Origin of the sequence: Adhaeretor mobilis (genome assembly GCF_007741515.1) — a bacterium.
In the GTDB taxonomy this organism is placed as follows: Bacteria; Planctomycetota; Planctomycetia; order Pirellulales; family Lacipirellulaceae; genus Adhaeretor; species Adhaeretor mobilis.
The window spans coordinates 3,189,956-3,204,601 of the sequence record NZ_CP036263.1; the positions used below are offsets into that span (position 1 = coordinate 3,189,956).

Sequence of the window (14,646 nt, forward strand, 5' to 3'; positions counted from 1 at the left end):
CGAATCTACCTGGGCGACGATGGCTCCAGGAGTCCGCTGGTTTCAGGTTAGTCGACGGACAAGCTCCTGTCATGGGAGCAACAGCGAGAAGGTCGCGGTTGTCAGCTTTTTCTCGTCGCCCTACGATTAGCGGGAGAGCGTCTTTCCGCCGCAATGATCGAGGGAGAATTTAATCGTGTCGAGTGAAGCAAGCAATGGACCCCGACGGGTTTGGATGCCTGTCGTGTGGGTCGGGGGAATCGCCCTGCTATGCGGTGGGTACCTAATGACAGACGCCCCAGAGGATGTGAAGAATTCAGTCCTTTGGGTCGCCACAGGTATTGCGTTGGCGGGGCTGGTCGTTTGGGTTTGGCGAAATAGCGGGCTCTCCGGAGTCGGTCGATGGACTGCTGTGTTGGCTCTCATACTTCCCGTGATTCTCTTTTGCACACAGGCACTTCCGATCGAGGTGATTCACAATGGCGACGTCGGCATCATTGGCTGGCGGTGGCGGAATTCCGAGGCAGATCGCCAATTAGCTCCGGCTGCGGTTACTGCCCAAATAAGCAATACTGCGCCGGATGTTTGGGAACCTGCCGATACGGATTACCCGCGGTTCTTAGGCAATGGCTATTGGGCAGAGGCAAAGGGGGTAAAGCTAGACACGGACAAACTGGCTGCGAATCCGCCAGTGGAAAAGTGGCGGAACAAAATCGGTGCTGGTTGGTCGGGCTTTGCGGTGATCGGCCGTCGCGCCATCACCCAGGAGCAACGTGGTGAGGAGGAACTGGTCACTTGTTACGATATTGATACGGGCGCGTTGGTTTGGTTTCACGCCGATGCAGTACGCTGGGATCCTCGCGGCGGCGGCGCCATGGGGTACGAGGGTCCTCGGGCAACTCCAACCATCCATCAAGATCGCGTCTATAGCCTAGGTGCAACCGGAATTCTCAATTGCTTAGACTTAAAGTCGGGGGAACAGATCTGGTCGCATGACGTGCTTAAAGAGAATGGAGCGCAGAATGTCATGTGGGGCAAGAGTAGCTCCCCGTTGGCTTTCGATGGCATGATCGTGGTGAGTGTTGGCGGATCGAATGGGCATTCGCTGGTTTCCTACGATGCTGGAACAGGGGAGCCACTATGGGCTACCGGTGACGCAAGGTCTTCCTACGCTTCCCCCGTGTTAACAACGCTGGGCGGTGTGCGGCAAATCTTAAGCCTCGATGAAGGGATCGTGAAATCGGTTGACGCAGAAAACGGAACGGAGCTTTGGCGGACCGACTGGCCCAGCAACAGCGACACCGATGCAGCGGTATCTCAGCCCGTGCCTGTTGGAGACGATCGGGTGTTTCTCTCGATGGGCTATGGGCGCGGCGCGACGCTTCTTAAGGTTTCGCAAATCGATGCCGGTTGGACAACCGAACCTCTATGGAAGGGCGGCAAGAGGGGCGTTCTGCCCGTCATGAAAACCAAGATGGGGAACGTGGTTGTTCACAAGGGCTATGTCTATGGACTCGACGAGGCGATATTGGAATGCATCGACTTGAATACCGGACGCAAGCGATGGAAGAAACGCCGTTCGCCAAAATTAGGGCACGGTCAGATAGTCTTGGTCGGAAACGTCCTACTCGTGCTGAGCGAGTATGGAGAGGTGGTCGTTGTTCAGGCTTCGCCAGAGAAATACCGCGAACTGGCCAGCTTCGAAGCGATTGAGGGCATCACCTGGAACAATCCGACGCTGGTTGGCAATCTTTTGTTGGTACGTAACGCACAGGAGGCAGCGTGTTTTGAATTGCCTGTGCTGCCAACGTCTGATGAAACTGAATTGGACGGCGATGCCGCCTTATGACGGCGCATTTTGGATGAGCCAATCCTCCAGAATGACATGCTTCACAAAAGGGGCACGAAGTAGCGAGGCTTTCGAGGGAAGCATCGCAGAAAGCCAGGACCTGCGAGCCAATCCGGCGACAGCTCTCAGGCGGAAGCTTTCCAGAGTGTTGCTGCTCGTTTGTTCTTCAACATTCTCAGCCAAACGTCGAAAAGTGGCCGGAATAACATTGGGTTCTGGGCCAACATGGATCACTGTTTCGACGCCTGCGGATAGGGTCTCACAGATTGCATCCCAGAGACGCTGGGGATGATCAACCCAGTGTCTGAGTACTTCACGTCCCGAGTGATCGTCGTAGCTGCGCCGCCCAGTAACTAATGAAACCACAGGAGGGGCAGGGGGCGTCAATCCGCCGGGCAAGGTTTGCATGAGCACGGCTGCACGGTCAGGAATAGCAAGCTGGCGGACAATGGGCGTGTGCAGCGGCGGCCATCGCTCGGAGTTCATCCTCAGGTGGGCTTTGTGAGGTAGTAATTCGTGCATCTGCTTCTTGAAGCGGGCCACCGTCTCGTTCTGGCCGATCAATAAATAGGTGTTCGGCGATAGAATCGCTGAGATACCGATCGTACCCTTTCCTTCGGAGGTAATCGTGACGCACAGGCGATCGACGTCCGCCTCGGGAATTGCCGGCCCACGTGAAAAGAGCACGCCCATACGTGTGTTCTCTGAAAGCTTCACACAGTCGGCCGCCATCGCAAGTGGAATCCGCACGACATCTTCTGCGGCAAACACCCCACCGCAGCACACAGCAGTGAGCTCACCGAGGCTGTAGCCGAAGGAGTGTTTCACGCGACTGTAGTCCAGCTCGTGGATTTCTTTCAAGAGGCGAAGGTGCGCGACCTCAGTAGCCACTACAAGAGCAATCGCCTCGCTGTAGTGTTCCAGAGTTGGCTCCACACCTTTGCGAACAAGCTCGGATAGATTGACTGTGCGTCCTGACTCTTGTTCGCAAACTTTGCCGAATCTCGCAAGTTCTTCCTCGATGATACTGCGGTAGCTCTCTACGTTGAGCAGTTCGACAGTGCGACCGAGGTTAGTCACGTTGTACCCACGAAACGCCAAGGCCGCGTCTGCAATTCGATCTTGTGTGATTTTGTGTATTTGACTCATGATTTTGAGTGCTCAGGCGGAAGGAGTTCGACATGAACTCCATACCAACTATTATACCCCGCCGTGTGGGCATAGGGCCCTAGGGGGCTGCGAGGATTGTAACGCTTGATTCAGTTGTTCAAGTCGTTCGCTGTCATCTGTGACCAGGGCAAGCCCTAAGTGGAACTTCACGTGGTGAATTTTAGGTTCACACCTCAATCCTAACCTACAGTTTTTCATAGGACCGCAATAGCTGACGCATGTCGCTCTTGGGCCAGTCAGCAGCTGTGCTGAAATCACAAATAATAGAGAAAATACGGAGAGCCAACATGCTCAAAGCTAACGAAATTATGTCCACCAATCTGACGACCATCGACCAGAATTGCTCGGTAAGAGAAGCGATTGATACGCTTCTGGAAAAGAATATTAGCGGCTTGCCCGTAGTAGACCACTACGGACATCTCGTGGGAATCGTCACCGAGTTTGCCCTCCTAGCAATCACATACGACGCCAAAGTAACTGCCGAAACAGTTGCCGACCACATGACCACCGACGTGCTTTCAATCGATGCCGACGAACCAGTCAACAAGGCAGCCGATTTGTGCATTGTGCATCGTGTTCGCCGTGTGCCCGTCATGAGTAACGGGAAATTGGTTGGGATGATTTCTCGCCGCGATGTCTTGAAAGCCATCTACGAAGAGCGCAACTCAGCGGTTGCCCGATAGAGTAAACGCAACAGTCGAAAAGAATTGGGCGAAAGCGCCGTGTTTAAGTTCTCCACTGATCTACCGACCCACGAGCGCCTGATTGAGGCTTTGCTCACTGCTACAGTGCTCGCAATCTTCGCGTTGATGTGGTTCTACTATGTTGATACGCCCTGGCTACTCCACCTGTACTATCTACCGGTGGTTCTCATAGGGTTTTTCCTGGGGAAGTCCCGCGCCCGTTTGTTAGCCATGCTGAGCGTTTTGACGGCGACAATCATTTTTGTTCCGAACTTGAGCGCTGGAGCTTCTTCAGGTATCCCCCTGGCCACGATTCTGGCTTTTTGCTTGTGGATAGTCACACTTATCACGACTGCAATCCTTGTCGGATCGATGAGCGATCGCTGGCGTGTTGCCATGCACGAGCTACGTGAGTCACACAAGAAAGATGTGCTTGTTGATCCGCTTACGAAGATCGCCAATCGACGTGCCTTCGAGTTCGAGCTTGCGCGTCGGCTCGCAGAGTACACCCGTCACGGCGTACCAGCGGCTCTGCTGAGCTTTGATATCGATTACTTCAAGAGCTTCAACGACCGTTACGGCCACCAGGCGGGCGATGCCGTATTACGTGATGTAGCCCAGTCGCTGGTGGAAAGCGTTCGGGATACCGATTTGGTAGCGCGCTGTGGTGGTGAAGAGTTCAGCATTATCCTGCCAGGAGCCGACTCAGCGCATGCCAAGGAAATCGCCGAACGTGCGCGCAACTTGGTAGAAGCAACCCGATTTGTCTACAACGGTCTTACGCTGAGACTGACCGTTAGCGTTGGTGTCGCCTGCATTACTGATGACGATGATGCGGAGCAAATCACCAGTCGCTCGGACGCCGCTCTTTATCAATCCAAAGAATCGGGCCGAAATTGCTCGCACATTCACGATGGCATTCGTTGTAGAAAGTTTGGCAACGGTGTTGCCAAAGAGACTTCTGAGTCACTCAAGTCAACAGAAGTCGCCGGTGTGAAAGGCGAGCTCTACACCGATCCCACCACGGGCATGCCCGCTGTGAAGGTATTTCTTGAAGAGCTACGTCGTCGTACGGCCGAAGCGCATCGATATGGTGGGAAGTTCTGCGTAGCGATTGTAAAGATCAACGAATACCTTTCGGTTGATGACAAGGATGCGCGGGCTCAAAAGAGCCTTATTGCCACGGTCGCTCAACTTACCACTTCCGTGCTTCGCGAACCGGACTTAGTTGTGCGATACGACAAAGACCTGCTTGCGATCATGATGCCAGCAACCACGCTAGAGCGATCGCTCATTCCGCTCCAACGCCTCCGCAAGAAGGCTGACGAGTATCGCGAGAAACAGTATCCCTCACTCAGCTATGGAGTCACGATCGGCGTTGTGCAACTCGAAGAAGAAGATTCCGCCGGCTCGCTTCTCCAACGAGCCGAATCGGCCTACCAACACGCCGCTGAGTCCCATCATGAAGGTGTCGGCGTCTCTACGCAAGGCACTCTAAAAGTTGTGTGTGGAGAGCAACTCACAGCCAGCACTTAAGGCGCCATGATGTTGCAACGCAAACACATTCTTACCTTATCGCTGCTCATAGCAGCGATAGCATTGCACGGCTTAGATGCTCAAGCAGCGACGTACTACGTACGCACTGATGGCAACGACTCTAACAGCGGGTCGGGTCCCGCGGCTGCTGCCGCCTGGGCGACGGTCGACTACGCCTCAAAGAATGCCACCTCACCGGGCGATATCGTCTACGTAAAGGCAGGGACCTACGCCGAACAAATTTACCCGACCGTTGACGGCACAGCAGGTTCACCTATTCGATTCATTGCCGACCGCTTTGGCACCGTCGCTAGCTGGGATGCGGGCAATATCGTCATCCAGGCGCCTGCTGGTGTTCGATCACTGTACGTGAACAACGCGGACTATTTGGAGTTTCATGGATTTCACTTCGCGGGCAGCACCACTCAAGCAGTATTACTCTATCCCAGTGCAGGGATCATCCTTCAGGACTGCGACGTTACTTCCGGCCATACTGGAGTCTATTGCTATAACAGCAACGCAACGATCATTAACCTCTACTGCCATGACTCTCTGTCCTATGGCTTGTACGTCTACGGAAATTCGATTGTCGATGCTTGGAATTGCACCGTTGTCAGAAATGGATCTTACGGAGTATTTACCAACAACACAGCCGTACTCACCCTCACCAACTCGATCGTGGCAAACAATGGCGCGCAGGGTCTACGGCATGCGTCTTCTGGTACGTTCAACCACACCTATAATCTTGTCTTCGGCAATGGCAATAGCGACTACTTAGGGACTTCAGCCGGGACTGGAGAGATCAACAGCGAACCGTACTTCGTCACCAGCAACGACTACCGCCTGCAAGCCATTTCGCCGGCCATCGACTCAGGTACCAATGCCGCGGGCCTCGTTGATACGGATCTCGACGGCGTAGCGCGACCTTTCAACAGTAGCTGGGATATGGGCTGCTCCGAATACAATGGCGGCAACACCTACTACGTGCGACCGGATGGGGATGATGCGAATGACGGGGAAGGTTCAACGGCTTCCGGTGCCTGGGCAACAGTGGCATATGCAGCAACCCAGTCACTTTCGCCAGGCGACGTCGTGTATGTGCACTCCGGAACTTACACGGGAGAAGTTCAACCTAGTGTCGATGGCACTGCGGGAAATCCGGTTCAATTTATTGCTGACCGATATGGCATCGTCACGGGCTGGACAGTCGGGGATGTTGTGTTGCAAGCCGGAGCAGCCGAAAAATGTCTCGATCTGGACGATGACGATTACCTGGAGTTCCAGGGTTTCACGCTCAGCGGCGACCCAGGAAATGACAGCGTCGATATCGACTATGGTCAAGGTGTAGTGCTTCGACAGTGCGAGATCTATGGCGGTGATCGTGGCATAGAAGTCGACAGCGGTGCTTCGGTATCCATCATCAACTGTTTAATACACGACAACGCTCGGGGCCTTGAGGTCATCAATGGAAACGCAAGCATTTTGAATTGTACAGTTGTCAACAATACAAGTGATGGAATCGAAGTAGATGCGGGTGTGACCACCGTCACTAACTGCCTCATTCACGGCAATGGTGACGCAGGGATTGACCACAATGGCGGCACGTTCAGCCACACGTACAACCTTGTCTATGCGAACAGTGGCGGCAACTTTGAAGGAACCAGCGTCAGCACTGGCGAGCTCTCTGTCGATCCAGGTTTTACCGGCGCGGGCTCATATCGCCTCGGCAGCGGCTCACCGGCCATCGACGTCGGGACCAGTCTGGCAGGCAGTGTCGATGACGACTTCGATGGACAGTCCCGACCGCGCAACGGCAACTGGGATATCGGCTGCTACGAAGCGGGTAGCTTTTACTACGTGCGCACCGATGGGAGCGACGGCAACTCGGGAACGGGACCCGATAGCGGTGACGCTTGGGCAACCATCAACCACGCGGCGACTTCCTCACTGCAGCCGGGCGACATCGTTTACGTCCAGGCGGGGACCTACACCGAATACGTTTCGCCCAGCGTGGATGGCGAGATTGGGGTTCCGATCCGTTTTATTGGTGACTATCAAGGAGACGTTTCTGACTGGAGTGCAGGGGATGTTAGCATCGTCGCCCCGTCAGGGCAGCGTTCGCTGTACGTCGACGACAACTACTTGGAATTCACCGGATTCCACATCGTGGGCAACACCATACAGCCTCTTTACATTTACAACGCGAGCGGCATCCGGGTGAATGATTGTGATGTCAGCTGCGCAAGCCAACACGGCATCTATTGTTACAATTCTACCGCGACGTTCGTCAATCTGCTGATTCACGATTGTAATAACTACGGTGTGTACGTATTTGGCAGTGCTGAGCTTCACATGTGGAACTGCACCATAGTCGGTAATGGTAGTACGGGCGTAGTGAATGCCAACACCTCGACTATTTTCGTCACCAACTCGATCTTTGCCAACAATGGCTTGTATGGTCTCCGCGAACTTGGCGGCCCGATCAACCAGAGCTACAACCTCTACCATGGCAACACCAACGGCAACTACACCGGCACGACAGTTGGCGCTGGTGTGATCGATGGCGACCCGCGTTTCGTTGGCGGTGGTTACGAATTGGATCTCGACTCAACAGCGATCAACGCCGGGCTTGATGCCAGCGGTATTGTCAATCAGGACTTAACCGGCCGTGCACGACCCGTGGGGCCTGCCTGGGATATGGGCTGTTACGAAGCGACCGGGTCGCGTTGGATACTTGACGAAACCAGCGGCACGACGGCAGCAGACTCAGGACCCAACGCCAACGATGGCACCTATACCAACGGGGTCATGCTCAACGTCCCCGGGCCCTATCCTAAAGAAGGTGCCATTGCTGCGGAGTTCGACGGTAGCGACGACGTCGTCGTCGTCCCTGATGACGATGTCTACAGCGCTCATATCGATACGGGCCTTACCGTTTCTGCGTGGGTCAAGGTGCTTGCCTTTAATACTGACGGCCATGGCCAAACGCGCCAGCCTATTATTTCCAAGGGGAATGCCGGACAATACGAGTGGGCGCTTTATGTCTACGATTATGGTGGGGCCGGTTTCAGCGTCTGGAGCCTCAGCGGAAGTACCCACAATGAGATCAATGGGGGAAACGTCCCTATTGGTAGCTGGGCACATGTGGCGGCTACCTATGAGCCTGGTGTTGCTAATCGAGTCTACATTAACGGCGAACTGGTCGCCCAGGAGACGAGTTTCCTCACAACACCTGGCAACGGCACCAGTCCCGTGCGGATTGGATCACGTGGCGATGGTCAGTATCTCAACGCACAAATCAACCAAGTCCAGTTCGTTAACCGCGTACTGTCAGCTCAGGAAATCGCCGAGCTCTACGGTTTGACCGGCCAGTGGAAATTCGACGAAGGCTTCGGCAGTGTCGCGGCGGATAGTTCGCCGTTTGCTAATGATGCCAACTTAGCAGGTGCCACTTGGACCAATAGTTGCGAAGGAGGCAACGCCATTGCCTTTGATGGCGTAGGTGGAATCGCCGCCACCAGTACCGACTTTAGCCCTCCTGACATCGGGACGGTCTCGTTCTGGTTGCGTGGATCGGGAACGCCCGATGCACGTGGACGGGTAATGGGTATCAATGGCGACTGGGAGATTCGCCAAGAAACCACGGGTAAGCTCTCATTCGACCTCGGTGCGAGCCCTTTCGTTGGAAATGAACCATTTGCAACCGAAGAAGTCGACGAGCCTGATCGTTGGCGACATATCATCGCCATGTACGACACGGCTGATAATACCTACGAAGTCTATGTGAACGGTGAGTTGCAAACCTCAGGAGTAAGCCCGGTCGACTTGGTAAGCCAAGCTCCAGGAGTCCTCTCCTTCGGTACTCGAACCGGCAGTGCTGAATACTGGGAGGGTGGCCTACGTGACTTCCGCATTTACAACCGTTGGCTAAGCCTCGAACAAGTCTCCCAACTCTACGGCAGTCTCGGTCACTGGAAATTGGATGAAAGCAGCGGGACCCTTGCCGTGGATTCCAGCGGAGCCGGCAACGACGGCACCTATGTGAACGCTCCCACATTGGGTGCCAGCAGTCGCAACACTGCTGAGCTAGGCACCGCGGTAACATTCGACGGCACCAACCGTGTGGAAATCCCCGGTCTGCTGGGACAGCCTGAAAACGTGACGATCTCCGCCTGGGCGAAGCTTGATTCGCCCGACCTCTACGGTGCTGAGCTCATCAGCCTAGGGCAATCATTCGCGATCCGGCTGGACGACGGAGGCAACCTAGTCTCGTTTATCTGGAACGGGACCGACTTTACCGCTAATCTACTCCACCCAGTCCCCTTTAAGGGAGCCGGCTGGCACCACTTTGCTGCGGTGTTCAGCGACGACAACGACCTCTTCGAATTGTATGTCGATGGAATCCTTGTTGATTCGACCAGCACGACCGACTCAATCGTCTACAACCTTGAGACGAATACTTTCATCGGTGCCCATACCAATGGTCCGTCTGACTTTGACTTCAGCGGCAGCATCGACGACGTTCGCGTATTCGGTCGCGCCTTATGTCCCGACGACGTGTTTAACCTATTCCGCGATTTTAGGCCTAATGGCGTGCGGATCAAGCAGTGGGTGGAAACGCGATAGTAGCATGACTAACCATACTTTCAATTTACACTGTCAGACTCACACACGCATTGCGGCAATAGCTGCCTGCCTGTGGCTCTCTGCGTCGTTAGCTACCGCTCAGGACATCACGAGCAACCTCGTCGGGCATTGGAAGCTTGACGAAACAAGCGGTACATCGGCTGCTGATTCTTCGGGCAGTGGTCGAACTGGCAGCCTCACAGGGAGTCCGTCCTGGACTTCAGCCGGACAGATCGATGGCGGGTTAGATTTCGAGACCACCGATGGTGTGGATCGCGTGGACATTCCAGCTTTCGATGTTTCGGGGAGCAATCTAACCCTCTCCGCATGGGTCAAGATTGAGACACCGCTAAATGACAGCCGCGTTATTACAAAGTCTGAAGGTACAGCTGCATCGCAACAAACCTGGTGCATGAGCGTAGACGAAACGGGAGAATTCGACTTTCGAGTTACGGCCGGCGGTGTATGGCGCCGCTTACAGGTCCCAGGTGTTGTAGCTACCAATCAATGGTATCACCTCGCCGCAACCTACGATGGTACAACGATGCGTGTTTACGTCGATGGTGCGCAAGTCGGCTCACAAACACATTCCCCGGGAGGTGCTATCGATGCCGCTCCCACCCGTGCGATTGCCTTGGGTGATTCTCCTGCTGGTGCAAGGCCATTGGACGGCGTGCTGGATGACGTGCGAGTTTATGAACGAACGCTTTCGGGAGCTGACATTGCGGCGCTTGCATCTCCCAGTGCAACGACTTACTACGTCCGCACCGATGGCAGCAACAGTAACTCAGGTACCGGCATGGCAGCAGGTGAAGCCTGGGCTACCGTAGCCTATGCGGCCACTCAATCCTTGCCTGCAGGCTCAACGGTGTACGTTCAAGCGGGAACCTATGCAGGTACCGTAGTGGTCAACGTGGATGGTGCCGCAGGCAGTCCTATTAAGTTCATTGCCGACACGACAGGGTTAGTCTCGGGTTGGTCGGGAGGTCCTGTTGTCCTGCAAGCGTCTGCCAGTGGTAAGGCGCTTGATATAGATAGCGACGACTATGTAGAGTTCCATGGCTTTACGCTGGAAGGCGATGCGGGAAATGATGTCGTTGATATTGATTACGGTACTGGAGTTGTCATCGAGCGATGCGAAATATACGGCGGCATCAAAGGAGTAGAAATCGACAACGGTGCCTCAGCGACAGTCGTTAATTGTTTGATCTACGGAAATGCTGGTACCGGGATTGGTGTAGAAGACGGAACCTGCGCAATATGGAACTCAACAATTGTTGACAACGGGAACGATGGAGTGAAACTCGACACTGGTTCTGCCACAGTAACCAACTCGATAATCTGCAATAATGCCGCTGATGGACTCGACGACAATCCCGGTACGATGGTACACACCTATAACGTCGTATTCGGGAACGGAGACCTCGACTATGAAGGCACGGGTGCTTCCACGGGTGAAATCAACTCCGACCCGCTACTGAGCGGAGGTAGTAGCTATCGGCTAACTGGCAGCTCACCAGCGATTGACGCTGGAACTAGCGCCGCTGGAATTGCAGTTGACGATCTAGACGGCAATTTGCGTCCCAAAGGCGGCGCGTGGGACATGGGCTGCTATGAGGGGGCCAGCCTAGTTGGCCATTGGAAGCTTAATGAGACCAGCGGCACGACTGCAGTCGATTCCTCAGGCAATGGCAACGACGGCGCACGCCATGGGAGCGGCAGTTGGGTGTCTGCAGTCCGTGGAAATGGCTTTGGAGTCGACTACTCCGATGGCGAGGACTACATCGAAATTCCCAACTCACCAGAGTTGCAAGACGTTGAGAAAGGCGATTGGACCGCAGCTGCCTGGTTCAAGCCCAACTCAGCTCCTCCCGGTACAGGTTCAGACAACGATGCTGAGTATGCGATCTTAACTAAAGAAGGCTGGCACATAGGCTTAACCTATACGGCCGAAAAAAGATTCTCGATTTCGCACTATCTCGATGGTCATGTTTGGTCTGGCACAGGAACCTGGGATACAACATACGAACCAGGACAGTTTTACCACGTTGTTGGGGTAATTAGTAAGTCGAATGGCACAGCCAAGATTTATGTCAACGGAGAACACACTTACACGAGCAACTTCACTCCAGGCAGTACCGCACAGGACAATGGGACCTCGCCATGGAGAATTGGCGTAGCAAGCCCAGGAGCATCCAGCTGGAGTTGGGCTGCCGACGGCGTCATCGACGATGCACGGCTCTATGGCTACGCGCTATCCGATTCAGAGGTTGCGGAGCTTTACGGCTTGATTGGCCATTGGAAACTCGACGAGACAAGCGGCACAACGGCCAACGATTCCTCAGGTGTCGATAATCATGGCACACACACCGGCGGCGTAGCTGTCAATAGCAGCGGCCCCTATCCGGGGGAAGGTGAGGTAGCTGCCGATTTCGATGGCGCCAACGATCACGTCAATCTTCCAAACATGGAAGTTGATTTCTCAGATGGTTTCGCAGCCGCCTGTTGGGTTAAACCCGACAACACGCTCGCGTCAGGAACAACCGAAGCAGTATTAGGCCTGAGTAACGGAGCCAACGTCGATGAGATTTGGGTCGGCGGTGTTGGCATCGTAGGATTCCAGCTCTATATGACCGACACCGACGACGGGAGCTCTCTACGAACCATCGAAGACAATACCGACTTGGTAGCTGGCAAGTGGACTCACTATGTGGCGAGTGTCGATTCTACTGGTAACGCTACGCTCTACCGCGACGGCATCGCCGTGAAGAGCCAGAATACTAGTTTCCCCACAAGTGTTCTGCGAACCCAAACCTTCATTGGCACCTCACCAATCAACGACTACTTTCCAGGCGCTCTTCACGATGTGCGACTCTACAACCGCCCCTTGAGCAACGAAGAAGTCGCGGACATCTACGGGCTGGTGGGCCATTGGAAGTTGGACGAGGCTTCCGGTACCGTTGCTGCCGACTCGACCACCAACGGAAATGACGGGACCTACACCAATGGGCCGACGCTCTCGGAGGCAGGCATTCGCAAAACGGCTGTTGAGTTTGACGGAATCGACGACCAAGTGACGCTTCCGACGGTGAATCACGATTTCTCGGGTGGCTTGACGATCTCCGCTTGGGTCAAACCCTCCGCAACGCCTTCTCCTTATGCTGCGATTGCATCCTGGAGTAACGGGTCAACCGTAGACGACATCTGGCTAGGGTGGCAACCTGGCTATGGCCTTGAGCTATTCCTCACCGACACGGTGGGTGGTGCGTCAAACGCATTCGCGGCTGACTACACCGAGCTACAACCCGGCACCTGGGAGCACTGTATCGCCACGCTTGATAACGCGGGCAACGCAACCCTCTATCGAAACGGTGTAGTGACGGCAACCAAAGTCGTTGGCTTGCCCAAGAACGTATCACGCGTCAGTAATTCCATCGCCCATTCAGTCTTCAACGACGAGTTCCCTGGAGTGATTGACGAAGTCCGACTCTACAACCGTCCTATCTCTGCCACTGAGGCCGCCGAGCTCCACGGCTTACTTGGCCACTGGAAGTTCGACGAAGGCTCCGGCACTACTGCTGCGGATAGCTCGCCGTTGGGTAACGATGCCACGCTTTCCGGGGCCACATGGACCAACAGTTGCGAGGGGGGCGATGCCATTGCATTTAATGGTGTGGGTGGCATTGCCGCCACCAATTCCGACTTTAGCCCTCCTGCGAAGGGGAGTATCGCCTTCTGGTTGCGCGGAGCTGGCACGCCCGATGCACGTGGGCGGGTAATGGGTATCAACGCCGACTGGGAGATTCGCCAAGAAACCACGGGTAAGCTCTCATTCGACTTGGGTGCGAGTCCTTTTGTTGGAAATGAACCATTTGCAACCGAAGAAGTCGACGAGCCTGATCGTTGGCGACATATCATAGCCATGTACGACACGGCTGATAACACCTACGAAGTCTACGTGAACGGTGAGTTGCAAGCCTCTGGCGTAAGCCCGGTCAACTTGGTAAGCCAAGCACCAGGAGTCGTCTCCTTCGGTACGCGTACCGGAAGCACCGAGTACTGGGAGGGTGGCCTGCGTGACTTTCGCATTTACAACCGTTGGCTAAGCCCCGAACAAGTCTCCCAACTCTACGGCAGTCTCGGGCACTGGAAGTTGGATGAAACCAGCGGCACGGTTGCCGCGGATTCCAGCGGTGCGGACAACGATGGCACCTATGTGAACGCTCCCACATTGGGTGCCAGCAGTCGCTACACTGCTGAGCTAGGCACCGCGGTAACATTCGACGGCACCAACCGTGTGGAAATACCTGGCCTACTGGGCCAGCCTGAGAACGTGACGATCTCCGCCTGGGCGAAGCTCGACTCGCCGGATGTCTACGGCGCGGAATTGATCAGCATTGGCAACTCATTTGCCCTCCGACTGGACGATGGTGGGAACCTCGCGTCGTTCATCTGGAACGGTACGGACCACTCCACACGCACTGTCCATCCTGTGCCGTTCAAGGGAGCTGGCTGGCACCACTTCGCAGCGGTGTTCAACGACGATGATGATCTCTATGAGCTGTATGTCGATGGAACGCTCGTAGATGCAATCACCACCACAGACTCAATCGTCTATTCGCCGGGCAATAACACGTATATCGCAGCTCACACCAACGGCCCGTCGGACTTCGACTTCAGCGGCAGCATCGACGACGTGCGAGTCTTCGGCCGTCCGCTCTGTGCCGGAGACGTATTCAACCTATTCCGCGATTTTAGGCCTAATGGCGTGCGGATCAAGCAGTGGGTCGAGACGCGATAGCC

At 55.0% G+C, this 14,646-nt stretch carries 6 protein-coding genes; 5 read left to right on the top strand and 1 reads right to left on the bottom strand.

The window, feature by feature from the left end; all coding sequences use genetic code 11:
* Positions 1 to 175: 175 nt before the first annotated feature.
* Positions 176 to 1,828: a PQQ-binding-like beta-propeller repeat protein gene (locus HG15A2_RS12610; protein ID WP_145060573.1), complete on the top strand. Its 1,653-nt coding sequence runs from the start codon at positions 176 to 178 to the stop codon at positions 1,826 to 1,828.
* On the opposite strand, the gene HG15A2_RS12615 is transcribed toward HG15A2_RS12610, so the two are convergent.
* The gene (locus HG15A2_RS12615) at positions 1,823 to 2,977 is read right to left on the bottom strand and encodes an ACP S-malonyltransferase (RefSeq protein ID WP_145060574.1); all 1,155 of its coding nucleotides are present in this window, start codon (positions 2,975 to 2,977) and stop codon (positions 1,823 to 1,825) included. The genes HG15A2_RS12610 and HG15A2_RS12615 overlap by 6 nt on opposite strands.
* 308 nt (positions 2,978 to 3,285) lie before the next feature.
* On the opposite strand from HG15A2_RS12615, the gene HG15A2_RS12620 reads away from it, so the two are divergent.
* The 4 genes from HG15A2_RS12620 to HG15A2_RS12635 are packed head-to-tail and all read left to right on the top strand — an operon-like array spanning position 3,286 to position 14,644.
* Complete coding sequence (locus HG15A2_RS12620; RefSeq protein WP_218931925.1) at positions 3,286 to 3,681, top strand: CBS domain-containing protein; 396 nt, start codon at positions 3,286 to 3,288, stop codon at positions 3,679 to 3,681.
* A 39-nt stretch (positions 3,682 to 3,720) separates the two neighbouring features.
* Complete coding sequence (locus HG15A2_RS12625; RefSeq protein WP_145060576.1) at positions 3,721 to 5,217, top strand: diguanylate cyclase; 1,497 nt, start codon at positions 3,721 to 3,723, stop codon at positions 5,215 to 5,217.
* A gap of 6 nt (positions 5,218 to 5,223) precedes the next feature.
* Positions 5,224 to 9,843 (top strand): LamG-like jellyroll fold domain-containing protein, encoded by a 4,620-nt coding sequence (locus HG15A2_RS12630; RefSeq protein WP_145060577.1) that lies wholly within the window; start codon positions 5,224 to 5,226, stop codon positions 9,841 to 9,843.
* A 4-nt stretch (positions 9,844 to 9,847) separates the two neighbouring features.
* Positions 9,848 to 14,644, top strand: coding sequence for a LamG-like jellyroll fold domain-containing protein (locus HG15A2_RS12635; protein ID WP_218931926.1), 4,797 nt, complete (start codon positions 9,848 to 9,850; stop codon positions 14,642 to 14,644).
* Positions 14,645 to 14,646: the final 2 nt, after the last annotated feature.

What these genes read in the sequence shown, in the direction of transcription:
- HG15A2_RS12630 (WP_145060577.1), top strand. Translation starts at nt 5,224, where the DNA reads ATGATGTTGCAACGCAAACACATTCTTACCTTATCGCTGCTCATAGCA.
- HG15A2_RS12635 (WP_218931926.1), top strand. Translation starts at nt 9,848, where the DNA reads ATGACTAACCATACTTTCAATTTACACTGTCAGACTCACACACGCATT.
- HG15A2_RS12615 (WP_145060574.1), bottom strand. Translation starts at nt 2,977, where the DNA reads ATGAGTCAAATACACAAAATCACACAAGATCGAATTGCAGACGCGGCC.
- HG15A2_RS12620 (WP_218931925.1), top strand. Translation starts at nt 3,286, where the DNA reads ATGCTCAAAGCTAACGAAATTATGTCCACCAATCTGACGACCATCGAC.